This window comes from Amycolatopsis sp. NPDC049868, from assembly GCF_044461365.1.
GTDB lineage: Bacteria > Actinomycetota > Actinomycetes > Mycobacteriales > Pseudonocardiaceae > Amycolatopsis.
In genome coordinates this window covers 383,142-408,749 of record NZ_JBITKV010000002.1, presented here as the reverse complement: position 1 = coordinate 408,749, position 25,608 = coordinate 383,142, and the positions used below count along the sequence as shown (strand labels likewise).

Sequence of the window (25,608 nt, the reverse complement as noted above, 5' to 3'; positions counted from 1 at the left end):
TGACCTTCATGACAGAATGAAATAAGTCTCTGGGTGGCGCCGGTCAGCTACCAGGACACGCACACGACTTGTGGGCGCCATAAGCACGACTCGGAGTGAGGTAGGAGCAGAGAGATGCGAGACGCGGACGGCGACGACTCGGCACCTCGGACCTTGCTCGAACAACTGATCTGGGAGCGACGGCAGACGTTCGAGGAGTTCGTAGAGTTCGCCGAGGAGTTCGCCAGGGAGCACGACGAGCCCGGCACGCTCAGCGTTCGACACCTTGGGCGGCTCGTCGCTGGTGCTCACCCCGACGGCAGGCCACTCGGCGCGGTCCGTCCGGCGACCGCTCGCCTTCTTGAGCACATCTTCGGCATGAGGATCGACGAACTGCTAGCACCACTCGACAGGCCCGCCGGAACGACGTTTCAGCCGTTGCGGGTCGCGATCGCCGTGGTGGTACGCGGCACTGACGTGCTCATCGTCTGCCGCCGAGGGGACGACGCGAGCGGCATCTCATGGCAGTTCCCGGCCGGGGTGGTCAAGCCGGGAAGTCGCCCGGCGGTCGTCGCAGTGCGCGAAACCCTCGCGGAAACGGGCGTGCATTGCGTCGTCACGCGCAAACTCGGCACACGGTTGCACCCGGCCACGGGCGTCCTGTGCGAGTACGTCCTCTGCGACTACGTGGCGGGTGAAGCGCACAACGCGGACGTCGTCGAGAACGTCGCGGCGATTTGGGTCAGTCGCGCCGACCTGACCCGCTTCGTTCCGGCGGCTCAGGTCTATGGCCCGGTACTGCGGGCGCTCGACGCAGTCGGCGCGCAGTAGAGCGAGCCCGACTACTTCCGGCGGGCCGTGTGCAAGCCGACAACCTTCGCGGGTTCGGCGTTGGCGGTTGCCGAAGGATCGGCGACGACGGCGCGCTTACCCCGGCTGACGCTGACCAGCCCGGCCGCTCTGAGCTGGGCTATGGCGCGCTGTGCCGTCCCAAATGACACGGAGTACCGCGATGCCAGGTCGGCGACTGTAGGGAGAAGCTGACCGGGCACGAGCACGCCGGACACGATGGCGCCGCGAAGATCCTGGGCTATCCGCTTGTACGGACTCTCGTCCTCGGGCGCCACAACGACGGGGGCAACGGGCGCGAGCTTGCCCGCTTCGCTGATAGCCACCGGCAAGTCCGGCAACCGCGCCGAGAGCGTTCCGGCCGCGCGCTGGTCCGTCTCGGCAACCCAAGCGCTGTACACGCGGAGCGTGGTTGTGCCTCCACCGCCGTGCCCGAGGCGTCCGGCGACAGTCCGGATATCGACGCCTGCCGTGATCAGCTCGGTTGCCGAGTAGTGGCGGATCTTGTGAATGGTCGTTTTCAGCCCCAAGCGGCCGCACATCCGGTCATAGCGCTGACTCACAGAGTCCGGCTTGAGCCACGTACTACCGTCCGGCAGGAGCGAGAAGATGCGAGCATCAGCGGGCATCTCCTTGAGTCCGGCCCTGTCGGCACAGAACGCGAAATACCAGCGCAACAGTGACAAGGTCTGCTCGTCCAGCGCGATCCGTCGCTGTTGGTGCGTCTTGGTGTCCTTCTCCCAAGTCTTCTTGCCTTCTTGCGCGATGCTGGATCGAAGGGTCAGCACTCCGGTACCGAAGTCGATTCGGTCCCACGCGAGAGCGCACAGTTCGCCCCGCCGAGCCCCGGTCACGAACGCGAGCCAAACGAGAAGCCCCCAGTCAGTCTCACGCCATGCCTCCGTCACGATCGACGCGGCTTGCTCTGCTGTTGGCGGCTTCGGGTTCGACGGCACGGCCGGAATCGGGTCCGCGAGGGTGAAGCGGTTCGTGCCGAGCCACTCCCAGCGGACGGCGCACTTACCGGCGCCGGACAGGATGGCCCGGATCTTGCCGAGAGAGGCGTCACCGAGGCCCTTGCACTTGTGCGGCCGACACTTGGCCGTGCACTCGTGTTCGCCGCTCTTGCGGTGCTCGATGAACTCGGCACCCCCGCAATGAGCGCTACACGTGCGAAGCTGCCCGTAAAACGAGTCGAGCCCTTCGCCGTAGATCCGTGTGAGCGGCGTCTCACCGAGCAACGGGCGGATGTGATTCCTCGCGAGCGACTCATAGCTAGTCAGGGTCTTCGTCGCCCGCTTCTTGTCCGTCAAGTGCTTGAAGTACCTGTCCAAGAGCTGGTTGACGGTCGCTTTGGTCTTCGGCGCGCGCTGCTCGTCGAGTTGGTTCAGGAGCTTCGTTCGGACCTTCTCGGCCGTGTCCCAGTCCGAGCGCCCGTCAGGCAGCACCGGAACTACCTCGGTCAGGTGAAATTCCTTCTTGGTTACCGGATCGATACCGGCATAGATCTTCACCCTGAGTGACCCGCTGGGCAGCTTCTCAATCTTGCCGCGAACACGGCGTTTGCCCTGCTTGGGCTTGCTTGAGGTGGCCATGGACCGAGATTCTACGCCCGTTCGGGCCACGAAACGGGCCATGCGGAGGCTCCGGACCTACCCGGAACCCCCGCTGACCTGGGAGCCGCCTAGGGGAATCGAACCCCTGACCTATTCATTACGAGTGAATCGCTCTGGCCGACTGAGCTAAGGCGGCGGACATCGGGCTCGCACCCGATGACGGGGACAAGTGTAGCGGAGGCTTGAACGTCACCTTCCAGGGCCACCGTCGTTAAGGTCCTATGACGCCGGTCTCAGTCCCCCAAGATCGGCCCATCCCCACTGGAGGACCTGTTCATGCGGCAACGACTGCCCCGTGTGCTGGCGCTTCCGGCCGCCGCGGCCCTGCTCCTGCTGACCGCGGCTCCGGCGACCGCCCAGACGATCCCGACCACGCCGATCCCCGATCCGGCGAACCCGGGACAGCCACCGATGTCGGCGCCGATCGGGCCGCAGCCGCTGGGCAAGGCGGTCGGTGACGCGGGAGCGGCGCTCGGCGTGCTGCGGCTGCTGCCGAACGCGGTGCCGACCAGCGCCATCCTCCCCGGCGCGGGCGAGCTGCTGCCGAAGCAGTCCGCGCTCGAAGCCGGGATGGGCCTTTCCAGCGCGCAGGCCAACTCCGAGGCCTACCTGAACTACGAAAAGTCGATCGCGCAGTCGTCGCCGTTCGGCCTGTCCGCCGCGGGCAACGCGCCGCAGACGCCGGGCAGCCTCGTGCAGACGGCCCTGCCGGACAACCCGAAGCCGATCAGCGGCGGCCTCAACGCGCCGAAGAACCCGCTGTTCAATCTCGGCCTGCTCAACGGTGAGGCGCACGCGCGCTGGAGCCCGACGCTCGGGCCGTGCGTCGGCACGATCGCCGATTCGAGCACGTCGATCGCGAACCTCGCGCTGCTGCCGACCATCCCGAACATCCCGGGTGCCGACCAGCTGACCCAGGCCTCCGACCAGCTCAAGGCCGGCCTGTCCGCGCTCGGCCCGCTGGCGAACCTGGGCGGGCTGCTTTCGGGCACCAGCACCAGCGCCGACGGCAAGGGCGCGGTGCTGAGCCTGCCGAACACGCTGTCGTCGCGTTCGGTCGTGCGGCTGGTCGACATCCCCGGTTCGAAGAACAAGGCGGTCGAATCGACGTCGACCCTGCAGGCGGCCAACATCGAACTGCTGAAGGGCACGCCGCTCGGCCTGACGATCAAGGTCGCCAGCCAGCCGACGCTGCGGGTCACCTCGACCGGTGACAAGAAGACGTCGAAGGTCGAGTACACCGCGCCGGTGCTGCAGATCGTCCGCGGCGACAAGGTGCTGTTCACCCTCGACGCGAACAACCCGACCAAGGACATCCCGATCGGGATCCCGCTGCCGGCGCTCAAGCAGGCCCCGGGCTTCGAGCAGCTGAAGAACGTACCGGTCGTCGGCGGGCTCGCCGAGATGCTGAACGGTGCCACCAAGCAGCTTCCCGGCGGCGAGGCGGGGAACGGGCTCACGCTCGACCTCGGGGTGCTGAAGCTGTCGATCGCCGGACTGAACCAGAGGTCGAGCGACATGACCTCGCCGTTCAAGGGCTTCCAGATGGGCGCCTCGGCGCGGCTGCTGGACCTGCAGATCCTGCCGACGACGGCACTGCAGAAGGCGCTGCCGCCGGACGCCGCGAAGAAGCTGCCTTCGTCGCTGGCCCAGGTGTCGCTCGGTGAGCAGATCGCCCGCGCGTACGCGCCCGCCGGTGGTGTCGAGTGCGGCACGGCGACGCCGCCGCCCGCGGGCAACAACGGTGGCGCGGCGCCGAAGGGACCGGTCAAGAACCTGGCGTACACCAACGCCGCCTACGACACGGTGCCGATGTTCTGGTCGGGTACCGCGATGCTGCTGCTCGGCGTCGTTCTCGTGGCCGCCATGCCGGGACGGCGCCGGCTCGCGGTGGTTCCCGTCGCGAAGAACTCGCCGGGGTCGCCTGGGTGCAAGCCTTCGCCGCGGCCGCGCTCTCTGGACACGGAGGACTAGACGGGGCGAGGAGGGTGATGAACGGTCCTTTCACGCCCGCGTGAGAGGACCGTTCGTCGCTTTTCCTGAGGCGCCCGACCGCCGCCGAATCCGAAGCACCTTCACTTACCCACAGCACTTGTCCACAACCATCCCCACCTGTGGACAACTCCCGCGACCAGCCCTTTTCCCCCTCCACCCCCGGTAGACTGGACTCGGGGTCGCCCCCCTTGGGAAGGGCGGGGGGTGGGGTGGCGAGCGAAGCGCGGATCAGCCTTGGCGCAGGGTGGTGACCATGGCTTCGACGGCGATCCTCGGCTTCACGTTCAGGTCGATGGCCTCGCGGCATTCCAGGACGGCTTCGAGCCGGCGCAGGATCGAGTCCGGCGCCCAGGCGGACGCGGCCTGCGAGATCTCCGAGGCGTGGTCGGGGTGGTTCAGCGTCGCGCTCACGCCGCTCGCGGTCACGAGCACGTCCCGGTAGAACGCGGCCAGGTCCACCAGCGCGAGATCGAGGGTGTCCCGCTGGGTCCGGGTCGCGCGGGACTTCTGGCGCTTCTCGAGCTGCTTCACGGCGGCTTCGGCGGCTCGTTTCGCCCCGGCGACACCCTTTCCGGTGCCGTCACCGCCCATCGCGGTGCGAAGTTCGGAACGTTCGGCCTCGTCGCGGACCTTGCTCTCCTCGCCCGCGTCGGCCTCCGCCGCGCTGATCAGCTGATCGGCGCACGTGAACACATCCGACGGCCGCCGCAGGCCGAGCGGGATCCGCAGCACCGTCGCCCGCCGCTGCCGGGCCGCCTCGTCGGTGGCGAGCCGCCGCGCGCGGCCGACGTGTCCACTTGAGACGGACGCGGCCCATCGCGCCCGCTCGGGTTCGATACCGTCCCGCTCCATCAGCACCTGCGCGATCGCCTCGGGCGGCGGCGTCCGCAACGTGACCAGACGGCACCGCGAACGGATCGTCACCGACACGTCGTCCGGATGATCCGACGGCGCGCACAACAGGAACACCGTGCGATCCGGCGGCTCCTCGACGGCCTTCAGCAACGCGTTCGACGCGCCTTCGGTCAGCCTGTCGGAGTCCTCGATGATCACCACCTGCCACTTCCCGGTGGTCGGGCGGCGGGCGGCGGCCTGTACCAGCGAACGCATTTCCGCGACCGAGATCGAAAGGCCTTCCGGCACGACGAGCTTGACGTCCGCGTGCGTCCCGGCCATCACGGTGCGGCAGCCCGGGCATTCGCCGCAGCCGGTGCCGGTGCTGCACTGCAAAGCCGCCGCGAACACCCTCGCCGCCGTCGAGCGCCCCGACCCCGGCGGACCGGTGACCAGCCAGGCATGGGTCATCGCGCCGGGCGCGACAGGCTGGTTGTCGACGATCCGCGCGGCCGCGGCCGACGCGGTGGAAAGCGTGCGCGCGGCGGGCTCCTGGCCGACGAGCTGCTTCCAGACACCGATCAGCGCAGGGGCTTCCGTCATCTCACCTCGACCTTTTCCTCCGCCGGAACGAGTCCGGCGAGCCTGCCGACGAGCACCGCGCGGATCGCGGTCCGCACCCGGTCGCTCACTTCGTCCTCGGTGCCTTCCGCGTCGACCACGACATACCGGTCCGGATCGGCGGCGGCCATCTCCGTGAGCAGATGCTGCACCCGCCACTGCGCGTCCAGCGACTCCGACTTCCGCATCACCGTGCCGGGATCGGCGTCGAGCAGGATGGTGATGTCGGGCCGCAGCCTGCCGGTCGCCCAGTCGGCGAGCCCTTCGAGTTCCTGGCTGTCCAGCCCGGCGACCGCGGACAGATGCGCCAGCGGCGAGTCCACGAACCGTTCCATCACCACGACGGAACCGGCGTCGAGCGCGGGCTGGATGTCCCGTTCGACGATATCCGCCCGCACCGCTGCGGCGGCCAGCGCCTGCGCCCGCGCACCGGACAGCGAAGCCCCGGAGACGAGCTTCGCGAGCCGCTGATCATCCAGCGCCGGATCGGCGGCCAGCACGACCGGGCGCGTACCCGCGCGCAGCCATTCGGCCAGCCGTGCGGCCTGCGTCTCGGTGTTGATCGCCCGCGTGCCTTCGAGCGCGATCAGCAGCCCGTTCACGCGACGCGGGCTGCGGCGCAAAGCGTTGCGGAGGTCGGCGAGGATCGGTTCGGCCCGCCGGTCGTCCATCTGCCGGTACGCGAAGATGCCGGCGAGCAGCGCGAGGATGCCGCCGCCGACCATCACCGGCCGCGTCCCGTCGATCGTGATCGTGCCGCCCCACAACTCGACCTCGGTCGTCCGGACCGCACTGATCAGCACCGGCACGAGCACCGTCGAGCCGAACAGCACGATCTTCATCAGCGACTGATAGATCGCGTTGATCCGGCCGCGGATCGAGTCCTCGATCCGCGAACCGATGATCGTGACACCGGTCAGGAACGCCGTCCCCGCCCAGACCCCGACGGCGGCGACCGCGATCAGCGAAACGGCGAGATGCGGCGACAGCGCCACCACGACGAGACACAGGCCCGCGGCGACGATCGAGATGCCGAACAGCCGGTCGTGCGCGAGCCGCCGGGCGAGCTTCGGCGCCACCGCCATCCCGGTGGCGAGCCCGAGGAAGACCGCGAGCACGAGCAGGTTGAACGCCGCGTCACCGGCCAGCAGGCTGGACGAGTACGGCTTGGCCGAACCGATCACCGCGCCACCGGCGGCGAAAGCACCGAAAGCACCGATCATCAGCCCGCGCACCAGCGGCGTCGTCCGCACGAAACGGGCACCGTCGGCGATCATCTGCCGGAAGCCGAACTTCTCTTCGTCGGCGGCCTTGACCTTGGGTTTCTCGACCGCGTGGACGTTGCGCAGCGATAGCTCGGGGATCCGGGTCGCGATCACGATCGCGCTGGTCAGGTACAGCAGGCCGGTGATGACGACGGCGACCTTGGCGATGCCGAGCTGGGCGTCGCCCTGGAAGAAGTGGAACGTGGTGTTGCTACCGGTGAGCACGGCGTTCGCCCCGGCCGCGGTGATCACCGCGAGGCCGTAGGTCATCACCATGCCGAGCTGGTTGGCCGTCTCGACCTGGTCCGGGCGGCGCAGCAGGTTCGGCACCGCCGCGTCCTTCGACGGGATCCACATCATCGCGCAGCAGCCGACCAGGAAGTTGCCGACGAACACCCACCACGGCGTACCGACGAACGCGATCGACAGCAGGAATCCGCACCGGCCGAGGTCGCAGAGCACCATCACCTTGCGCCGGTCGAAGCGGTCGGCGAGCAGCCCGCCGAGCGGGGCGAACAGCAGCCCCGGCAGCAGCGACGTCAGCACGACCCCGACGAACGCGAAGTTCTGCGCGGCGTAGTTGTCGGTCAGTTTGGTGACCAGGCCGGTCAGCGTGAGGAGGTTCAGCCAGTCCGCGACGCTGCACAGGTACGAGACACCCCAGATCCGGCGGAAAGGCTTGATCGCCAGTACTCGCCGCACGCGGTGCATGGTCGAGGCGTCACGCCCCACCGATTCACCCGTGCCCGCTTCGGGCACCGACTGCACGCCCTCGCTGATACGCCCACCCCACTAGTCACGCGGCGCCAGGGCGTGACCCGGGTCAACACCGGGTACCCCGACCGTACGGCCAGGGTATCCCGATGGGTGAGGTATGGACGGACGGCCCCGTCCGGCGGTATCCACCGGACGGGTTACCCGAAGATCCCCGCGATGCTGTTGAACAGGCTGGCCAGCAGCTGGATGGCGAGGACCGCGAAGACGATCATGAGCGCGATCGCGATCATCACCCCGGCGGTGTTCGACGACGGTTTGCCGAGCCTCGGCATCTGCATGGACCGCTTGGCGCGCCGTACTTCGACCTCGGCCTCCTCGTCGACCTCGACCGGCTCTTCCGGCTTGAAGCGACGGGGCTGACGGATCAGCTGGGACGGCCTCGACGGCCAGGTGCGCTGCTGGGGAAGGATCCCGATCGGCGCAGCGCCCTGCTCACCGACCGTGCTGACGACCTTGGCGGGCGACGGGGCGGCGGTCTGCTCTGCTCCCGGGTTTTCGGCGGGCTGGTCGTCCGCGAGCATGGCCGCGTTGACCATCCTGCTCACGACTTCGGGGTCGTGCTGGACCGGTCCCGGCACCTGTACGTGGATGTCGTCGGCACCCGCCGACGGATCGGATTGGGCCGTCGTGCCGGTCGTGACCAGCCCGGACAGCGGGTCGGCGAACGTGTCGCCCGGAGGATCTGCCTGAGTGCCATCGCCTTTCACGAAGTCGGGGGCATCGAAGAAGGGAGTTCCGCCCTTCCCGCTCATGGTGACCACCTCACTACGGAATGTCCTCTGCTTCCAGGGTAACCACCTCGGCCCGCCGCACATCCGCCCAATGGGCCAGATAAATGTCACGCGCCGCGAGGCTGATCTTCACATCCTCCAGCAAAGGTTCGAAGAAAGAACGCCGGTACCGGGCATCTGTCGCGGTCGATGCGGCGAAGTACAAACCGGAGAAAACGGCGAGGAAAACGGAGACGTTGACGAGCGCGGAACTCACCGGGAGGGGGACACCCAGCAGTGTCCCGGGCGCCGATTCACGGCCGGCGAACTCCGTCACGACCTCCGGGCTGAGGATCAGCACCCCGAACACGACGAAGAACGCGAACACCAGCACCCCGAACGCCACGATCTGCACCGCTTGGGCGAAGAACAGCACCAAGGCGATGTTCAGGCGCTCGGTCTTCGTCAGCGCGCGCCTGCGTTGCTCGGGAACGGTGTCGTCGTCGAACGGCGTGCCGCGCAGGACGGTCGCGCCGGGCTCCACGGTCCAGGATTTCAGCTCCTTGATCTCGTCGGACAGCATCGACGCCAGGAACACGGCGCCGATCAGCACGAGGAAGCCGACCACCAGCCACAACCGGCCGGGGGTCAGCCGCTCGACGGCCTGCCACAGCTCGGCGGTGAAGAAGCTGAACATCACCACCAGCAGGAGCAGCGGCAACGCCCGCGACGCCAGCGTGCCGATGGCCCTGACCTGAGCGACCGCGCTCCGTGCCGCCCAGGTCAGGATCGAACCGACACCGATCCGGACCAGCAGCATCAGCACGGCCAGCGCGACGAGATTGGTGAGCACGGCGGCCCACAACGGGTTGTCCCACGACGCCAGCCCGGTGAGCCGCTCCCCGAGCGGCAGCACGAACAGCCAGAAACCGATCGTCACCGCCATGACGGCCAACCGGACCCTGGTGCGGCTCAGTACGCGGAGCAGCTTCGCCATCAGCCGTCCGGCGATCACCGGCACCACGACCACGGCGGACGTCAACGCCAGCACGCCGAGCACGTAGCCGACGCCGCTGCCGCGCATCCGGGCCGCGAGCACGTCCTCGGGGACGTCGAGCAACTTCAGCAACGCGGCCAGCAGCAGGTCGAGCAGGCACAGGAACACCAGCCCTGGCGTGGACCGGCGCAACATGCCCGCGCCGCGCCTCCGCCGGTGGATGACCATCGGCAGCCCTCGCCGCCGGAACCACGCGTCGGCCGCGCGCCGGTCCAGGTCCATGCCCGCCCTCCCCAGTCATCGCCCCATGGCGGCTACGTCCGGCTCAAGTCCACCGCCTCGTGCAGCCAGCCCGCCAGTGCCCGGCGGTCCATTCCACCGAACATCAGCCACCCTTCGGAAGGGGCGGCGTACAACACGAACCTCCCCAAATCGTTGTCGACGATCACGAAGCCGTAGTCCGGGTATTCGGCGTTCAGCCCGCCGAAGGCGACCAGATCGAGGATCGCCGTGCCGGTGCGCGGACGGCTCAGCGTGTCGGCGACCAGGCCGACCTCTTCCTCCTGACCGGGCAGCGGCACTCCGTGCTCGTCGATCCTGATGCGCATCGGCTCGGTCTCCCCGGCGGGGACGTGCGGGAGCCCGCCGAAGACCCGGGCTCCCAGCTCGCCGAAATCGCTGAGGCTGAACGTGGTCCGCCGCCCGGACCGCATCCGCCAGACGACCGCTTGCTGCCCGTCTCCGTAGCAATCGACGCGCACCGAGCGGGGCGCGGACGCGAAGACGCCGGTGAGGACGCCTCGCACCGAACCGCGCAGCATCACGCCGTGCATCCGGACCGCCGCCGGATGGATCTCGCCGTTCTCCATCAACCCGGCCTCTTCGAGCATCGCCGCCTTGGCCGCGTACCGCTCGGCCTGGGTGACGAGATCCGCGGGCCCGTCGTAGGACGGGCACAGACGGCGGATCTCGTCGTCGGTGATGTCCGGGTCGTAGCCCAGGTACACGCTCCGCCGCTCGGGCACCGCGCGCAGCACCGGCTCGGCGGCGCGCCTCATCAGTTCCTTCACGGTCGCCGGTTCACGCATGGTTCTGCACCGCCTTCACGATCCATTGCTCGGCCGTCGACCGGCTGGCCGGGCCCCAGGTGAGCGTCCAACGGCCGTCGCCGTCCATCGCCGCGCTGAACTGGTACCGGCCGAGGTCGTTGTCCACCAGGCCGAACGCGCCGTGCGGATACTCGGCGAGGATGGAGTTCCGCACCGCGAGATCGACGAGGACCGTGCCGTGCCGCGGCCGCGAAGCGCCTGCACGGATCACCTCGACGGCCTCGCGGGCGCGCAGCGGGATCAGCCCGCCGGCGTCCGTCTCGATGCGCACGGTCTCGCCGGTGCCCGGCGGATGGTCGGGCAGCCCGTCGAACACCCAGCCCGGCAGCGCGCTGAGGAAACCGGACCGCAGCCGCGCTCGCCTGCCGAGCTTGTTCAGCACCGTGGTGTAGTCCTCGTCGCCGAAGAACCGGACCTCCCACGGTTCCGCGCGCGACGGGAACACGCCGGTCACCACGCCGCGGATGAACCCGCCGCGCAGCGCGCGATACAGCCCGACGGCCTCGGGCGTGACCTCACCGCCGGGGGCCAGCCCGATGGTCGCCATCCCGCTCACGAACCGGGTGTACTGCTCCACCTCCTCGGCCAGGGTGAGCCCTGGAGTCGGCTCCTCGTCGGCCAGCACCGGCGGCACGGCGAGCTCCGGGTCGTAGAACTCCATCACCGAGGGACGCTCCGGAACCTCGGCGGCCAGCGGGGCGATGACCTCGTCGATGACGTCGAAGACAGCGGTCGTTGAAGTGCTCACCTGACCATTGAACACCCTGGTACCGACAATTTTTAGAACTTTTGTTCGAACGAGTGAGGCCGTTCGGCGAGCGGTCGGTGAGTGGTCGCCGGTCGACAGATTTGCTCAGCTGAGCTATTTTTTGCTCATGCAAGCAAAGGCGAAGACGTTCACCGAGAGTGCGAGACGGGCACAGATCGTGGCCGCGGCCATCGAGACGATCGCGGAGCTCGGCTACACCCGCGCGTCGTTCGCTCAGATCGCGAAACAGGCGAAGCTGTCGAGCACCGGGCTCATCTCGTACCACTTCGCCAACAAGGAAGAACTCGTCCGCACGGTCCTCGAAGACGTCTTCCGCGAGATCGGCGCGTTCATGGCCGAGCGGATGAGCGATCCCGCGTCGGCGAGCGAGGCACTGCGGACGTATCTGGAGGCGAACCTGGAGTTCGCCGCCGCGCGGCCGACGCGGATGCGGGCGTTGCTGAACATCTTCCTCGGCGGCGCTCTCGACTACGACCCGGCGAGCGAGCGGGCGGCGCTGGAACCGGTCGAACGCATCCTGCGCTGGGGCCAGGAATCGGGCGAGTTCCGCGAGTTCGACGTCCACGTGATGGCGACGACCATCCGGCGTTCGGTGGAGGGCCCGGTGTTCCTGCTCGCCGGCACCCCGGAGCTGGATCTCACCGCCTACGCGGCCGAACTGGTGACCCTCTTCGAGCTCGCGACCCGAAGGCAGTGATCCCGTGATCCGGCAGTGGAGTGTGGTGCTGCTCGAAGTCGTCGTGCCCGTCGCGGGCTACTACGTGCTTCGCGGCTTCGGCGTCGACGCGCTCTTCGCGCTCGCCCTCTGCGCCCTGCCGACCGTGCTCTTCGTCCTCTACCGGGCGATCCGGCGGCGGAAGATCGATACGCTCGCGATCTTCGTACTGACGATCTTCGCGATCAGTGTCGGCGTCTCGTTCGTCACCGGCAGTCCCCGGTTCATGCTGGCGAAGGCGGGCTGGGTCACCGGGGTGATCGGCGCCGGTTTCCTCGTCTCGCTGCTGTTCGCCAGGCCGCTCGCGTTCGGCATGGCCCGCTCGATGATCGCGAAGAGCCGTTTCGCGGACTCGCTGCGCGCCGCCGAGTGGGACGACCTGTGGCCGCGGCACGCGTGGTTCCGGCGTGCCTGGCGGGTCGCGACCGTCCTGTGGGGTGTCGCCCTGATCGCCGACGCCGCCGGACGGGTCTTGCTGGCGTACACGCTGCCGGTGGACTCCGTACCCGCTCTCGGCACCGCGCTGTACGGCGTCACGTTCGTCGCCGTCCAGGTTCTGCAACACCGGTACTTCCGCCGCGTCGGGCTCTGGCGCCGGCTCGCGGCCTCCTGAAAGGACCTCTCATGCATCTCCTGCTGGCCATCGTCACCGGCCTTCTCACCCTTGTCGCTCCCGCGGATCCGCTGGTCGTGCGCACCGACGCGGGACCGGTCCGCGGTATGGACTCCGGGCCGGCCCGGACGTTCCACGGGATCAGGTTCGCCGCGCCGCCCGTCGGCGAGGACCGCTGGAAGCCACCGCGACCACCCGAACCGTGGAAGGACGTCGCCGACGCGACGAAACCCGGGCCCGCCTGTACCCAGTTCATGCCGGGCAGCGCCGAGGACTGTCTTTTCCTGAACGTCACCGTGCCGCGCGACGCGGGGAACCGACGGCTGCCGGTGCTGGTCTGGCTGCACGGCGGCGGCTACACCATGGACGCGGGAAACCTCTACGGCGCTCAACGCCTGGCGGATCAGGGCGACGTCGTCGTGGTGACGACGAACTACCGGCTCGGCGTCTTCGGCTACTTCGGCCTTCCCGGACTCGCGGGCTCCGGCGATTTCGGGCTCATGGACCAGCTTTCCGCGTTGCGCTGGACCCAGCGCAACATCGCCGCGTTCGGCGGCGACCCGCGGAACGTGACGGTGGCGGGACAGTCGTCGGGCGGGATGAGCACCTGCGCGCTGCTCACCTCACCCGCCGCGGCCGGCCTGTTCCACAAGGCCGCGATCATGTCCGGCTCGTGCCTGCTGAACTGGCCTCCCGGCGGTCTCATCCCGAACCAGGACGCCCAAACGCCCTACGCCCCGCTCGCGAAAACGGAAGCCGACGGCGCGGCGGTGGCCGCGAGTCACGGTTGCGAGGGCCCGGACGCGCTCGGCTGCCTGCGGCGTCTTCCGGCCGCCGATCTGATGAAGGACACCCAGACCTTCGCCAATCACCTGACCTACGGAACCCCGCTGCTCCCGCTCGACCCCGCGAAAGCCGTGCGGCGGGGCGCTTTCCACCGCGTGCCGGTGATTTCGGGCGGCACGCACGACGAGATGCGGGCGTTCATCGCCGGAGTCGAGAAGCTCAAGCCGATCACCGAGGAGCGCTATCAGGAGTTCTTGCGGAAGTCGTTCGGCGAGCACGCGGACGAGGTCGCGGCCGAGTACCCGTCGCGGGACCATCTGTCGCCCGCGGTGGCCTGGGCGACGGTGACCACCGACCGGTCATGGGCGTGCCCGACGGCGGAGGGGAATCGGCTGCTGTCCCGGCGGACTTCCGTGCACGCCTACGAGTTCAATGACAAGAACGCGCCCAATGTCAACAGAAACGACGTGCCCACCGTGCCGCACGGCGCGGCGCACGCCCTCGATCTGGTCTATCTGTTCGAACTCGGCGGGGTCGAAGACTCGCTCGATGAGGCGCAGAAACGCCTTTCGGGGCAGATGATCGCGTACTGGACCACGTTCATGCGCACGGGTGACCCGAATGCGCCCGGCTCGCCGCGGTGGGATCCGGATGCCGTGCTTTCGCTCGCGCCGGACGCGATTCGTCCTGTCGCGCCTGGGGCCGATCACCGGTGCGGCTTCTGGGCGGGCCTGCGCTCCTGACCGGCCCTGCCCCGAGTGCTATGAAAGGTCCTTTCCTTGCGAAATTTGCAAGGAAAGGACCTTTCATAGCGCGCTAAGGGGGCTACTTCGTCTTCGTGGCCGTCGAGCGCGTCGAAGGCTTCTTCGCCGCCGTCGACTTCGCCGCCGCGGTTTTGGTCGCCGCGGTTTTGGTCGCGGTGGTCTTCTTGGCCGCCGTCGTCTTGGTGGCCGCCGCCTTCGACGCCGCCGGCTTGCGCGCCGGAGCCTTGCGCTTGGGAGCCGGGCCCTTCGCGCGCTTCTCCGCCAGCAGTTCGGCGCCGCGCTCGGCGGTCAGCTCCTCGATGCTGTCCGACTTCCGCAGCGTCGCGTTGTACTCGCCATCGGTCACGTACGGGCCGAAGCGGCCGTCCTTGACCACCATCGGCTTACCGGACACCGGGTCGTCGCCCAGTTCCTTGAGCGGCGGCTTCGCGGTCGCGGACCGGCCACGCTGCTTCGGCTCCGAGTAGATCTTCAGCGCCTCTTCGAGCGTGATCGAGAACAGCTGATCCTCGGTCGTGAGCGAACGCGAGTCCGTGCCCTTCTTCAGGTACGGCCCGTAGCGCCCGTTCTGCGCGGTGATCTCGTCGCCGGATTCCGGGTCCTTGCCCACCACGCGCGGCAGCGAAAGCAGCTTCAGCGCGTCTTCGAGGTTCATCGTCTCGATCGACATCGACTTGAACAGCGAGCCCGTCCGCGGCTTCGGCTGCTTCGCCTTGGCGGCCTTCTTCTGCGCGGCGGTCGCGCCTTCGGGCAGCGGCTCCGGCTCAGGCAAGAGCTCGGTGACGTACGGGCCGAAGCGGCCTTCCTTCGCCACGATCTCGTGCCCGCTGACCGGGTCCTTGCCGAGCACGCGGCCTTCCTGCGGCGTTGCGAAAAGCTTCTCCGCGATCTCCTGGGTCAGCTCGTCCGGCGGCAGGTCCTCGGGCAGGTTCGCCCGCTGCGACGTCCCGTCCACCTCACGCTCGAGGTACGGGCCATAGCGGCCGACACGCACGACGACGGTGTGCCCGTCGGCGTCGCTGAACAGCGGGATCGAGTTGATCTCGCGGGCGTCGATGTCTTCGACGCCCGAACCGACCAGCTTCTTCAGCCCACCGAGACGGCCGACGGAACCGTCGACGCCCATGTCGCCGCCGAAGTAGAACTTCGACAGCCACTGCGTCCGGTGCTCGTCACCGGCGGCGATGCGGTCGAGCTCGTCCTCCATGCCGGCGGTGAAGTCGTAGTCGACCAGCCGCTCGAAATGCCGCTCCATCAGGCCGATCACGGCGAACGCGACCCAGGAGGGCACCAGCGCGGAACCCTTCTTCCACACGTAGCCGCGGTCCTGGATGGTCTTGATGATCGACGCGTACGTCGACGGGCGGCCGATGCCCAGCTCTTCGAGCTTGCTGACCAGGCTCGGCTCCGAGTAGCGCGCCGGCGGCGACGTGGTGTGCCCGTCCGGGCTCAGCTCGGTCGCGGTCAGCGCCTGGTCCTTGGTCAGCTGCGGCAGGCGGCTCTGCTTGTCGTCCGCCTCGCCACCGCTCTCGGTGTCGACGGCCTCGACGTACGCCTTGAGGAACCCGGCGAAGGTGATCGTGCGGCCCGACGAGGCGAACGTGCACTCCTCGCCGCTGGTGGCGGTGCCGACGATGCGCACCGACATCGTGGTGCCCTTCGCGTCCGCCATCTGCGACGCGATCGTGCGCTGCCAGATCATCTCGTAAAGGCGGTACTCGTCGGTGTCCAGATCCTTCGCGACCTGGCCCGGCGTGCGGAAGACCTCACCCGAAGGACGGATCGCCTCGTGGGCTTCCTGCGCGTTCTTCACCTTGCGGGTGTACTGGCGGGGCGACGGCGAGACGTATTCCTTGCCGTACAGCTGCGTCGCCTGGCTGCGCGCCGCCGAGATCGCCGACTCCGACAGCGTCGTGGAGTCGGTACGCATATAAGTGATGTACCCGTTCTCGTACAGCTTCTGCGCGATCCGCATGGTGCGCTCGGAGGTGAACCGCAGCTTGCGGCCCGCCTCCTGCTGCAGGGTCGAGGTCATGAAGGGCGCGTACGGCTTGCGCGTGTACGGCTTCTCCTCGACGCTCGCGACCTTGAAGTCGCGGTTCTTCAGCGCTTCGGCCAGCCGGACTGCGTCGGCCTCGGCCAGCACGCGGATCTCGTTGTTCGAGGCCTTGAGCTGCCCGTCCGAGCCGAAGTCACGGCCGGTGGCCAGGCGTGCGCCGTCGACGGCGATCATCCGCGCCGGGAAGTTGCGGGGCGACGCTTCGGCACCGGCGTCCATCGTCGCGGAGATGTCCCAGTACGACGCCGAGGTGAAGCGCATGCGCTCGCGCTCCCGCTCGACCACGATCCTGGTCGCCACCGACTGCACGCGGCCCGCCGAAAGCTTCGGCATGACCTTCTTCCACAGCACGGGCGAGACCTCGTAGCCGTAGAGCCGGTCCAGGATGCGCCGGGTCTCCTGCGCGTCGACGAGGTCTCCGTCGAGCTCACGGGTGCTGTCGGCCGCGGCGCGGATCGCCTGCTCGGTGACCTCGTGGAAGACCATCCGGCGCACCGGGACCTTCGGCTTGAGGGTCTCCAGCAGATGCCACGCGATGGCCTCGCCCTCGCGGTCGGGGTCCGTGGCGAGGTAGAGCTCGTCGACGTCCTTCAGCAGGCCCTTCAGCTCCGTGACCTTGGACTTCTTGTCCGGCGTGACGACGTAGAGCGCCTTGAAGTCGTTGTCGACGTCGACACCCAGCCGCGCCCATGACTCGCCCTTGTACTGGGCGGGCACGTCGGCCGCGCCGCGGGGAAGGTCGCGGATGTGTCCGACGGAGGACTCCACGACGTAGTTACCGCCGAGGTACGGGGCGATCTTGCGGGCCTTGGTCGGCGACTCGACGATCACCAGCCGACGACGGCCCGCGCCGTCGTCCGACGCCGCGGTCTTCTTCGTCCGTGCTCCTGCCACGCTGTCCTGCTCTCCGCTCATCTTCGGCGCCTTCGCGCCGCCTCTCGACCCGTCAGTGTGCACGCTCGCACCGCCCGGACCACGGCTAGGTGGTGCAACACGCCGCCGATCGTGTGTTCAGCGCATCGCCGCTGACCTCGTCGATGTTTCCTTTCAACACCTAGCACGTGATGTCGGACACGTCCGCCTGGGGTCCCGCGTGACGGGGTGAACACCCTCCGTTCGACGGTGGTGGCTCCCCGCCGCCAACGCTTCACTTGATGTCCACGCCGACCCGAAAGGACTCCACGTGACCCGACGACTCCTCGGCACCCTGTTCGCCATGCTGACCGCGTCCGCCCTGGTCGGAACCGCACCGGCGGAAGCGGCCACGACCACCTTCGCCGGAACGGTGGCGTTGTCGAACTGCTCCGGGTCGGTGGTCAAACCGCCCGAGGCGAGCCTCGACGACCCCGCCCTCGTCCTTTCCAACGGGCATTGCCTGCAAGAAGGTTTCCCGGACCCCGGGGAAGTAATCGTCGACAAACCTTCGTCACGGACCTTCAGCCTGCTGTCCAAGGACGGCCGCTCGTCACTGGGCACGCTCAAGGCGAAGAAGCTGCTGTACGCGACGATGACCGACACGGACGTCTCGCTCTACCAGCTCAACACGAGCTACGCCAAGATCAAGTCGACGTACGGTATCGCCCCGCTGACGCTCTCGCCCACCCGTCCGTCGGCGGGTATCGCGATGGACGTGGTCTCGGGATATTGGAAGAAGATCTACTCCTGCAACATCGACGGCTTCGTCCACGAGCTGCACGAGGCGGACTGGGTCTGGAAGGACTCGATCAGGTACACCTCGGCGTGCAAGACGATCGGCGGGACCTCGGGGTCGCCCATCATCGAGACCTCTACCGGCAAGGTCGTCGGCGTCAACAACACCGGCAACGAAAGCGGCCAGCGGTGCACGATGAACAACCCGTGCGAGGTCGACGCGGCCGGGAACGTGACCGTGCGGCAGGGCATCAACTACGGGGAGCAGACCTACCAGCTGACCTCCTGCCTTTCGCACAGTGAACTCGACCTTTCGAACCCGAACTGCCGGGCGCCGAAGCCCTGACCGTTCCCTCGCCGGTGCCATGAACGGACCGTTCCTTGCGAAATTTGCAAGGAACGGACCGTTCATGGCGTTCCCGCAGGATCAGACAGCGCGCACCACCGGCACTAGGCTCGGCCAAGCGGGCTCGGCACCCGCGGGCGCGTCCCCGATCAGCTCGAGGACGTGCGCGAGCCGCCGCCGACCGGTGACCCGGAGCAGCGCGTCTTCCCCCTTCTGCATTTTGGCGGGCACGCCCAGCCGCGCCAGCGCCGTGACCAGCCGCTCATGCGTCTCCGGCGCCGCCGGATCGAGCGCGAGCAGGTAGCCGTTGCCCTGGGGACTGCCCGCCGCCAGCGCCCACATCCTCAACATCGCCCCGTCGAGCCGGAAACCCTCCGGCAGGACCTTCTCTTCACCACGGTTCCAGCACTGCTCCAGCGGCAGCAGATCGACCCGGAACGGCGTTCTCACGAGCGGCCGCCCGCATTCGGCGGCCGAGACCTGCGCCTGGACGCCGCGCCGACGGCATTCCCTGGCGAGGGCACCCGCTCGCCACGGCTCGTCGACCACGGCGGACAGCCGCGCGGCCGTCCGCCCGAAGCCCGCCATCCGCCCGGGCCCGCACAGCACACCGGCGAGGTCGGCGAGCCCCGGCCCGCTCGCCTCCGCCGAGAAGAGCGAGATCGTCCCGTCCACCCGGACACAATAGAACACAAGTTCGACTCATGGCCAGTGATCGGCCGCTGACTCAGCGAGGTTGTTTCACCAATTCCTGGCAAACCGGGATCCGGCTGCTCGCCGCGGCGAGCTGAGGCACGTCGTTAAGGCCCCTGAGAAGGTCAAGGCGGTCCAGTTCGTCGAGCGAGGTCCTCGCGTCACGAAGCGCGGCTTTCGTCGCCTCGGGGTCGGCTGAGGAGTCGAGACGATGGCGGACGTCGTCGGCACGGGCACGGATCCCACCGAGCTGGGCGACCGCGGCCGTCCGCGAGGTGTCACCACCGGCGACCGGTGCCGGGCCGAGGTTCTCGAGCGCGGCGGAAGTGCGATCCAGCCCTTCGACCACCGAAAGCATCAGCTCGCTGGAGGTACGCGAAGCCTGCTGCGGCGTACTCGGATCGACGCTGGGCAATGCCGCCAGTGTCCTGACGAGTCCGCCCGCCGCGCCGCAGTACGCCTCCGCCCAAGCGGAGGTGGGGTCGGCCTCCGACGCGCTGACCGTCGCGAGACCTTCTTGTCTGGCGTGGGAAGTCACCGCGGGCTGCTGCCCGCACCCGGCGAGGCCGAGTCCGATACCTGTTGCTAGCGCGGCAAGGACGGTGAACCGCGGCCGCACGAAAACACCTCCCGACCTGACGACTTCCCAGCTGGCCCCCGACGGTACCGATACCGGGGGGCAATGCAAATCAACCTGGCGGAAAGAACGGTCAAGAAGGCAACTTTTTGCAGTTCGGGGCCTGCGCGGCCAGTGTTTTCAACGAAACGTTCGTTTCCAGCTGCTGGAACGGGTCGGGCATGTCGTTCATGCGGGAACCGATTCGCCGGAAGGAAGCCGCGGCGGCCTCCACGGCCTTCTTGTCTTCCTTCGGCGTGGCGTCGAGCGCCGCCTTCGCGGCGAGTACCTCGTCCCGGATCGGCGTCAGCGCGTCGACGATGGTCTTGCGCGCCGCGTCGGCCTCCGCGCTCGGCGCCTGGCCGAGCTTCCGCAAACCGGTGACCGCGTTGTCGAAACCGGGCGCGAACACCCCGAAGGCCTCGTCCATCACCTTCCGCGCACTGGCGACGTCGGCCTGCTCGAAGTCGGGCATCGTGAAATCGCCGATTTTGGCGAAGTCGATCAACGAACCGCAGAAACCGTCCATCCAGGAAGTCCCGGCCGCCGGAGCGGGAGAAGAAGGCGAAGGGGCGGCCGCCTGCTCGGCGCCACCGCAACCCGCCAGCAGGAAACCGGCGGCGAACAGGATGATCGAACGCCTCATGACAGGAACTCCCCGAATCGGATCGGCGTGACGCGCAGAGATTAGCCCGCGCCGGACAGCCGCCGGGCCCGCCACGGGAAATCGTGGCGGGCCCGGCGGAGGGAACTGTCGGTTGTTACGCCTTCGCTTCCGCGGGGGTGTCGGAAAGAACCGACTCGCGGCGCTTGGAGACCACGATCGCCGCGACGATGATCGCGACGGCGACCAGCGAGATCGCGATGCGGATGCCGACGTTGGCGTCCGCGCCGATCGAGAACTGCACGATCGCCGGGGCGATCAGCACCGAAACCAGGTTCATCACCTTGATCAACGGGTTGATCGCGGGACCGGCGGTGTCCTTGAACGGGTCACCCACGGTGTCACCGATGATGGTGGCCTCGTGCGCGTCCGAACCCTTGCCGCCGTGGTTTCCGTCCTCCACGAGCTTCTTCGCGTTGTCCCAGGCACCACCGGAGTTGGCGAGGAAGATCGCCATCAGGGTGCCGGTCGCGATCGCACCGGCCAGGTAGCCGGCGAGCGCGCCGGTGCCGAGGCCGAACCCGACCGCGATGGGGGCGAAGACCGCGAGCAGACCGGGCGTGGTCAGCTCACGCAGCGAATCGCGCGTGACGATGTCGACGACCCGGCCGTACTCGGGACGGGTGGTGCCCTCCATGATCCCCGGGATGTCGCGGAACTGGCGGCGCACTTCGTAGACGACCGCGCCGGCGGCACGGGACACCGCGTTGACCGCGAGACCGGAGAACAGGAACACGACCGCCGCACCGACGATCACGCCGACCAGGGTGTTCGGGCTGACCACCGTGTTCACGAAGAAGTTCAGCGTCGACATGCTGGCTTCCGCCGCTTCCGGGATCGACTTCAGCGCCTTGCTGATCGCGTCCTGGTAAGACCCGAACAACGCCGTCGCCGCGAGGACCGCCGTAGCGATCGCGATGCCCTTGGTGATGGCCTTCGTGGTGTTGCCGACCGCGTCGAGCTCGGTGAGGATCTGCGCGGCGTCTTCGTCGACGTCGCCCGACATCTCCGCGATGCCCTGCGCGTTGTCCGAAACCGGGCCGAAGGTGTCCATCGCGACGATGACGCCGACGGTGGTGAGCAGACCGGTACCGGCCAGCGCCACGGCGAACAGCGCGACGCCGCCGCCGAGCAGGTACGCGCCGAACACCGCCGCGCCGATGACCAGCGCGGTGTACACAGCGGACTCGAAACCGACCGAGATACCGGCCAGGATCACCGTCGCCGCACCGGTTTTCGAAGACTTGCCGACCTCCTTGACCGGCTTGTGCTCGGTGCCGGTGTAGTACCCGGTGAGCTTGAGGATGACCGCCGCGAGCACGATGCCGATGATGACCGAGACGGTCGCGATGACCGCCGGGTTCCCGGACTCGTTCGTGGCGCCGCCGGTCAGCTCGGAGAACGAACCGGGCAGGTAGACGAACGCCGCGATCGTCGAGAGCACCGCGGAAATACCGGCGGAGATGTAGAAGGAGCGGTTGATCGTGACCAGACCGCCTTCGCCCGCTTTGGCCTTGGTGATGTAGACACCGATGACCGCGGTGATCACGCCGATGGCGGGAACGATGAGCGGGAAGATCAGGCCGTGCACGCCGAAGGCGGTGCTGCCCAGGATCAGCGCCGCCACGAGCATGACCGCGTACGACTCGAAGAGGTCCGCCGCCATCCCGGCGCAGTCGCCCACGTTGTCACCGACGTTGTCGGCGATGGTGGCCGCGTTGCGCGGGTCGTCCTCGGGGATGCCCTGCTCGACCTTGCCGACCAGGTCGGCGCCGACGTCGGCGGCCTTCGTGAAGATACCGCCGCCGACACGCATGAACATCGCGATCAGCGCGGCACCGAAACCGAAGCCCTCCAACACCTTCGGGGCCTGTCCGGTGTAGACGAGGACGACCACCGCGGCGCCGAAGAGGCCGAGACCGACGGTGATCATGCCGACCACGCCACCGGTGCGGAAGGCCACGCGCATCGCCTTTTCGCGACCGCCTTCCTCCCGCGAAGCGGCCGCGACGCGCAGGTTCGCCTGCGTCGCCAGCCACATGCCGAGATAGCCGATCGCGAAGGAGAACGCCGCGCCGACCAGGAAGAAGATCGACCTGCCGATCTTTTCGTTCCAGTCATCGGCCGGCAAGGCGAAGAGCAGTACGAACACGATCGCACCGAAAATCGCGAGGGTGTTGCGCTGCCGTTTCAGATAGGCAGCCGCACCTTCCTGCACTGCCTTCGCGATGTCCTGCATCTTGGTGGTGCCCTGGCCGGCGGCCAGCACCTCCTTGAGCAGAACGTAGCCGATGACCAGTGCGGCAAGGGCGACCACGGCGATTACACCGACGATGGTGTAACCACCTCCGGAGAGCGTGAGTTCGCCCTCCGCGAGGAACTGCCGGGACATTCGTCCTCCTGGAGACGTCGCCGTTGGCCAACGACGATCCGCCGATGGAACCGGCGTGCCGACGCTGGCATGGGGAACTGAACCGAACGTCACGCTAGTCGTACTGCAAGGCACGTCTCACATGACGCTCGCCACAGTCGGTGTGGATTGCGGGAGTGTATTGGTAGTGGGATGGAGGGCGGCAAGGCGTCCCCGCCACCGCACGTTCCGTTACCTTGTGAGGCTGGTCACTGTATCGATCATCGACCGGCCGTTCCAGCACCCGTTCCGTTCGGCGGCGGCCCGTTTCTGTCGGGGCACTGTGCGAAGCTTCCGAAGGTGGACGGCACGGCGGAATCCGGCAAGGGACGGCGGCTTCTCGACCGCGCGACGGCGGGAATCCCGGCTTCGCTGTACCCGGTAACCCATGTGGCCGAGCTGCCCGCCCGCCCGGCGGATTCGGTGGACTGGCCGGCGTGGGCGGCGGCCCCGGTCGTCGAGGCGCTGAGGGCGAACGGGGTCAAGGCACCGTGGCGGCATCAGGTGGAAGCCGCGTCGCTGGCCCACGCGGGCGAGCACGTCGTGATCTCCACCGGCACGGCGTCGGGCAAGTCGCTCGCGTACCAGTTGCCGGTGCTTTCGGCGCTGGTCGAGGACGAGCGGGCTTCGGCGCTGTACCTGTCGCCGACCAAGGCGCTCGGCGCCGACCAGTTGCGCGCGGTGTCTTCTTTGGACATCAAGAAGGCACGGGCGGCGGCGTTCGACGGTGACACCCCGCTGGAGGAGCGGGACTGGGTCCGCGCGCACGCGAACTGGGTGTTCACGAACCCGGACATGCTGCACCGCGGGATCCTCTCGTCGCACGCGCGCTGGTCCCGGTTCTTCCGGCGGCTCGCGTTCGTCGTCGTCGACGAGTGCCACAGCTACCGCGGGGTCTTCGGTTCCCACGTGGCACTGCTGCTGCGCAGGCTGCGAAGGATCGCGGCGCACTACGGCGCTTCGCCGGTCTTCGTCCTCGCGTCCGCGACGACGGCGGACCCGGCGGCGTTCGCGTCGAAACTCACCGGACAGGACTGTGTCCCGGTCACCGAGGACGGTTCGCCGCGCGGCGCCCGCACGGTCGCGTTGTGGGAACCCCCACTGCTGTCGGAACTCTCGGGCGAGAACGGCGCGCCGGTGCGGCGCTCGGCGGGGGCCGAGGCTTCCCGCATCCTCGCCGAACTGGTCATCGAAGGCGCTCGTTCGCTGGCGTTCGTCCGGTCGCGGCGAGGCGCGGAGCTGACCGCGCTCGCCGCCCGGCGCATTCTGTCCGAAGTGGACGGTTCCCTGGCGGAATCCGTGGCCGCGTACCGCTCGGGCTACCTCCCGGAGGAGCGGCGCGCCCTCGAAGCGGCGTTGCTGTCCGGGCGTTTGCTCGGCGTCGCGACGACGAACGCGCTCGAACTCGGCGTCGACATCGCGGGGCTGGACGCGGTGGTACTGGCCGGGTACCCGGGCACGCTCGCGTCGTTCTGGCAGCAGGCGGGCCGGGCCGGGCGCGCGGGAGACGCCGCTTTGGTCGTGTTCGTGGCCAGGGACGATCCGCTGGACACCTATCTCGTGCACCATCCGGCCGCGATCCTGGACCGGCCGGTGGAAGCCGCCGTCCTCGACCCGTCGAATCCGTATGTCCTCGGGCCGCAACTGGCGTGCGCCATCGCCGAACTCCCGCTGACCGAGCCGGAGGTCGCGGCCTTCGGCGGTGACCCGGCGCGTGCGGTGCTCGCCGATCTGGTCAAGGAGAAGATCGTCCGGCGCCGGACGAGCGGCTGGTACTGGACTTCGCGCGACCGGCCGCACGCCGAGGTCGGCATCCGCGGCTCCGGCGGCGAACAGATCGCCGTGGTGGAGGCCGACTCGGGCCGCATGCTCGGCACCGTCGACCCGGGTTCCGCCTGCTACGCGGTGCATCCCGGCGCGGTGTACCTGCACCAGGGTTCGTCCTATGTGGTCGACGAACTCGATCTGGAGACCGGTCTCGCCCTGGTGCACGCGGAGGATCCGGACTGGACCACGTCACCGCGCGAGATCGTCGACATCAGCGTGCTGCGTACCGAGGAGACCAGCGCGCACGGCGGGGTCACGGTGAACCTCGGCGAGGTGTCGGTCAGTTCGCAGGTCGTCGGCTACTTGCGGAGACGTCCCTCCGGTGAGGTGCTGGACCAGACTCCGCTGGATCTGCCGGAGCAGAGCCTGCACACCCGCGCCGTCTGGTACACGATCTCGGCGGAACTGCTCGGCCTGTCCGATGGCGTGGCGGGGACCGGGGGCCATCGGCCGGGGACCGAAGTTCTGGAGCCGGTGGGGACCGGAGGCTCCAGGGTGGGGACCAAGGAACTTGGCGGAGCACCGGGGACGAGCGCCGAGTTGGATCCGGCGCGCGTCCCCGGTGCCCTGCATGCCGCCGAGCACGCGGCGATCGGCCTGCTACCGCTGTTCGCTACGTGCGACCGCTGGGACATTGGCGGGGTGTCGACCGCGTGGCACGAAGACACCGGGGAGGCGACGGTGTTCGTGCACGATGGCCATCCCGGGGGTGCGGGATTCGCCGACCGCGGATTTGCCGCGATTGTCCCTTGGCTGGCCGCAACGCGGGAGGCGATCGTTTCCTGCGAGTGCCCGGCCGGCTGCCCGTCCTGCGTCCAGTCGCCGAAGTGCGGGAACGGCAACGATCCGCTGGACAAGGCGGGGGCAGTGGCCGTTCTGGACACCGTGCTCGGGGCTTTGCGTCAGCACGGGTCCGTGTCCGGCCACTTGGTGGTTTGAATGGC

The 25,608-nt window shown here is 68.5% G+C and carries 19 protein-coding genes and 1 tRNA gene; 7 read left to right on the top strand and 13 right to left on the bottom strand.

Annotated elements, in window-relative coordinates; translation table 11 throughout:
* The first annotated feature begins 114 nt into the window (after window positions 1-114).
* Entirely contained in the window at window positions 115-810 is a 696-nt protein-coding gene (locus ACIBTM_RS10065; protein ID WP_395876153.1) for an NUDIX hydrolase, read from the top strand.
* 11 nt (window positions 811-821) lie between these two features.
* Here ACIBTM_RS10065 and ACIBTM_RS10060 read toward each other — a convergent pair whose 3' ends face one another.
* The gene (locus ACIBTM_RS10060; protein ID WP_395876152.1) at window positions 822-2,423 is read right to left on the bottom strand and encodes a tyrosine-type recombinase/integrase; all 1,602 of its coding nucleotides are present in this window, start codon (window positions 2,421-2,423) and stop codon (window positions 822-824) included.
* 83 nt (window positions 2,424-2,506) lie between these two features.
* A tRNA-Thr gene (locus tag ACIBTM_RS10055) sits at window positions 2,507-2,580 on the bottom strand.
* A 140-nt stretch (window positions 2,581-2,720) separates the two neighbouring features.
* Between ACIBTM_RS10055 and ACIBTM_RS10050 the strand changes: the two genes are divergently transcribed.
* Window positions 2,721-4,418 (top strand): hypothetical protein, encoded by a 1,698-nt coding sequence (locus ACIBTM_RS10050; RefSeq protein ID WP_395876151.1) that lies wholly within the window; start codon window positions 2,721-2,723, stop codon window positions 4,416-4,418.
* 249 nt (window positions 4,419-4,667) lie between these two features.
* Here the strand turns inward: ACIBTM_RS10050 and ACIBTM_RS10045 are convergent, their stop codons facing one another.
* The 6 genes from ACIBTM_RS10045 to ACIBTM_RS10020 form a co-directional block, all read right to left on the bottom strand.
* The gene (locus tag ACIBTM_RS10045) at window positions 4,668-5,876 is read right to left on the bottom strand and encodes a DNA polymerase III subunit delta' (RefSeq protein ID WP_395876150.1); all 1,209 of its coding nucleotides are present in this window, start codon (window positions 5,874-5,876) and stop codon (window positions 4,668-4,670) included.
* Window positions 5,873-7,927: a bifunctional MFS transporter/dTMP kinase gene (locus ACIBTM_RS10040; protein WP_395876149.1), complete on the bottom strand. Its 2,055-nt coding sequence runs from the start codon at window positions 7,925-7,927 to the stop codon at window positions 5,873-5,875. Before ACIBTM_RS10040 ends, ACIBTM_RS10045 begins: the two co-directional genes overlap by 4 nt.
* 146 nt (window positions 7,928-8,073) lie before the next feature.
* Entirely contained in the window at window positions 8,074-8,688 is a 615-nt protein-coding gene (locus ACIBTM_RS10035; protein WP_395876148.1) for a hypothetical protein, read from the bottom strand.
* 13 nt (window positions 8,689-8,701) lie between these two features.
* On the bottom strand, window positions 8,702-9,925 hold the full coding sequence (locus ACIBTM_RS10030; RefSeq protein ID WP_395876147.1) for a hypothetical protein: 1,224 nt from the start codon (window positions 9,923-9,925) through the stop codon (window positions 8,702-8,704).
* A 32-nt stretch (window positions 9,926-9,957) separates the two neighbouring features.
* Window positions 9,958-10,731, bottom strand: a complete 774-nt coding sequence (locus ACIBTM_RS10025) for an ESX secretion-associated protein EspG (protein ID WP_395876146.1) — start codon at window positions 10,729-10,731, stop codon at window positions 9,958-9,960.
* Complete coding sequence (locus ACIBTM_RS10020) at window positions 10,724-11,515, bottom strand: ESX secretion-associated protein EspG (protein WP_395876145.1); 792 nt, start codon at window positions 11,513-11,515, stop codon at window positions 10,724-10,726. Before ACIBTM_RS10020 ends, ACIBTM_RS10025 begins: the two co-directional genes overlap by 8 nt.
* A gap of 112 nt (window positions 11,516-11,627) precedes the next feature.
* Here ACIBTM_RS10020 and ACIBTM_RS10015 point away from each other — a divergent pair, with 112 nt between their 5' ends.
* The 3 genes from ACIBTM_RS10015 to ACIBTM_RS10005 are packed head-to-tail and all read left to right on the top strand — an operon-like array spanning window position 11,628 to window position 14,378.
* Window positions 11,628-12,218: a TetR/AcrR family transcriptional regulator gene (locus ACIBTM_RS10015; protein WP_395876144.1), complete on the top strand. Its 591-nt coding sequence runs from the start codon at window positions 11,628-11,630 to the stop codon at window positions 12,216-12,218.
* A 4-nt stretch (window positions 12,219-12,222) separates the two neighbouring features.
* The gene (locus ACIBTM_RS10010) at window positions 12,223-12,849 is read left to right on the top strand and encodes a VC0807 family protein (RefSeq protein ID WP_395876143.1); all 627 of its coding nucleotides are present in this window, start codon (window positions 12,223-12,225) and stop codon (window positions 12,847-12,849) included.
* Window positions 12,850-12,860: 11 nt separating this feature from the next.
* A complete protein-coding gene (locus tag ACIBTM_RS10005) occupies window positions 12,861-14,378 on the top strand; it encodes a carboxylesterase/lipase family protein (RefSeq protein ID WP_395876142.1) in 1,518 nt (505 codons plus the stop codon).
* Window positions 14,379-14,460: 82 nt separating this feature from the next.
* Here the strand turns inward: ACIBTM_RS10005 and topA are convergent, their stop codons facing one another.
* Complete coding sequence (gene topA, locus ACIBTM_RS10000; protein ID WP_395876141.1) at window positions 14,461-17,373, bottom strand: type I DNA topoisomerase; 2,913 nt, start codon at window positions 17,371-17,373, stop codon at window positions 14,461-14,463.
* Between the two features lie 268 nt (window positions 17,374-17,641).
* On the opposite strand from topA, the gene ACIBTM_RS09995 reads away from it, so the two are divergent.
* Window positions 17,642-18,454: a serine protease gene (locus ACIBTM_RS09995; protein WP_395876139.1), complete on the top strand. Its 813-nt coding sequence runs from the start codon at window positions 17,642-17,644 to the stop codon at window positions 18,452-18,454.
* An 81-nt stretch (window positions 18,455-18,535) separates the two neighbouring features.
* Here the strand turns inward: ACIBTM_RS09995 and ACIBTM_RS09990 are convergent, their stop codons facing one another.
* The 4 genes from ACIBTM_RS09990 to ACIBTM_RS09975 all read right to left on the bottom strand — a co-directional run bounded on the left by ACIBTM_RS09990 (window position 18,536) and on the right by ACIBTM_RS09975 (window position 22,819).
* Complete coding sequence (locus ACIBTM_RS09990) at window positions 18,536-19,147, bottom strand: hypothetical protein (RefSeq protein ID WP_395876138.1); 612 nt, start codon at window positions 19,145-19,147, stop codon at window positions 18,536-18,538.
* A 34-nt stretch (window positions 19,148-19,181) separates the two neighbouring features.
* Window positions 19,182-19,766 carry a hypothetical protein gene (locus ACIBTM_RS09985; RefSeq protein WP_125694922.1) on the bottom strand — a complete coding sequence of 195 codons (585 nt, stop codon included), beginning with the start codon at window positions 19,764-19,766 and terminating at the stop codon, window positions 19,182-19,184.
* A gap of 91 nt (window positions 19,767-19,857) precedes the next feature.
* Complete coding sequence (locus tag ACIBTM_RS09980) at window positions 19,858-20,409, bottom strand: hypothetical protein (protein WP_395876137.1); 552 nt, start codon at window positions 20,407-20,409, stop codon at window positions 19,858-19,860.
* Between the two features lie 115 nt (window positions 20,410-20,524).
* Window positions 20,525-22,819: a sodium-translocating pyrophosphatase gene (locus ACIBTM_RS09975; RefSeq protein ID WP_072029639.1), complete on the bottom strand. Its 2,295-nt coding sequence runs from the start codon at window positions 22,817-22,819 to the stop codon at window positions 20,525-20,527.
* 318 nt (window positions 22,820-23,137) lie between these two features.
* Between ACIBTM_RS09975 and ACIBTM_RS09970 the strand changes: the two genes are divergently transcribed.
* Window positions 23,138-25,603 carry a DEAD/DEAH box helicase gene (locus ACIBTM_RS09970; RefSeq protein WP_395876136.1) on the top strand — a complete coding sequence of 822 codons (2,466 nt, stop codon included), beginning with the start codon at window positions 23,138-23,140 and terminating at the stop codon, window positions 25,601-25,603.
* Window positions 25,604-25,608: the final 5 nt, after the last annotated feature.

What these genes read in the sequence shown, in the direction of transcription:
- ACIBTM_RS10065 (WP_395876153.1), top strand. Translation starts at nt 115, where the DNA reads ATGCGAGACGCGGACGGCGACGACTCGGCACCTCGGACCTTGCTCGAA.
- ACIBTM_RS10060 (WP_395876152.1), bottom strand. Translation starts at nt 2,423, where the DNA reads ATGGCCACCTCAAGCAAGCCCAAGCAGGGCAAACGCCGTGTTCGCGGC.
- ACIBTM_RS10050 (WP_395876151.1), top strand. Translation starts at nt 2,721, where the DNA reads ATGCGGCAACGACTGCCCCGTGTGCTGGCGCTTCCGGCCGCCGCGGCC.
- ACIBTM_RS10045 (WP_395876150.1), bottom strand. Translation starts at nt 5,876, where the DNA reads ATGACGGAAGCCCCTGCGCTGATCGGTGTCTGGAAGCAGCTCGTCGGC.
- ACIBTM_RS10035 (WP_395876148.1), bottom strand. Translation starts at nt 8,688, where the DNA reads ATGAGCGGGAAGGGCGGAACTCCCTTCTTCGATGCCCCCGACTTCGTG.
- ACIBTM_RS10030 (WP_395876147.1), bottom strand. Translation starts at nt 9,925, where the DNA reads ATGGACCTGGACCGGCGCGCGGCCGACGCGTGGTTCCGGCGGCGAGGG.
- ACIBTM_RS10025 (WP_395876146.1), bottom strand. Translation starts at nt 10,731, where the DNA reads ATGCGTGAACCGGCGACCGTGAAGGAACTGATGAGGCGCGCCGCCGAG.
- ACIBTM_RS10015 (WP_395876144.1), top strand. Translation starts at nt 11,628, where the DNA reads ATGCAAGCAAAGGCGAAGACGTTCACCGAGAGTGCGAGACGGGCACAG.
- ACIBTM_RS10005 (WP_395876142.1), top strand. Translation starts at nt 12,861, where the DNA reads ATGCATCTCCTGCTGGCCATCGTCACCGGCCTTCTCACCCTTGTCGCT.
- topA (WP_395876141.1), bottom strand. Translation starts at nt 17,373, where the DNA reads ATGAGCGGAGAGCAGGACAGCGTGGCAGGAGCACGGACGAAGAAGACC.
- ACIBTM_RS09980 (WP_395876137.1), bottom strand. Translation starts at nt 20,409, where the DNA reads ATGAGGCGTTCGATCATCCTGTTCGCCGCCGGTTTCCTGCTGGCGGGT.
- ACIBTM_RS09975 (WP_072029639.1), bottom strand. Translation starts at nt 22,819, where the DNA reads ATGTCCCGGCAGTTCCTCGCGGAGGGCGAACTCACGCTCTCCGGAGGT.